Raw genomic sequence first — 255 nt, 5'->3', positions numbered from 1 at the left:
GGGTTTCTCACCCGTCTTTCGCTACTCATGCCTGCATTCTCACTCGTGTAGGCTCCACCGCTGGTTTCCACCGCGACTTCACTGCCCACACGACGCTCCCCTACCACTCCAGACGCCTGAACCAACTCCACAAGGAAGCAGCTTGGCTATTGTCTGAAATCCACAACTTCGGCGGTGTACTTGAGCCCCGCTACATTGTCGGCGCGGAATCACTTGACCAGTGAGCTATTACGCACTCTTTTAAGGATGGCTGCT

1 rRNA gene is annotated in these 255 nt (G+C 55.3%); it reads right to left on the bottom strand.

The features are described 5' to 3' along the window. Window positions 1-255: ribosomal RNA gene (locus MRBLAR12_RS21070) — 23S ribosomal RNA — on the bottom strand; the annotation flags it as partial.

The organism is Arthrobacter sp. LAR12-1-1.1 (assembly GCF_040676555.1).
Lineage (GTDB): Bacteria > Actinomycetota > Actinomycetes > Actinomycetales > Micrococcaceae > Arthrobacter.
Note: the sequence above shows the minus strand (reverse complement) of the source record. Positions and strands in the feature narration are given on the sequence as shown.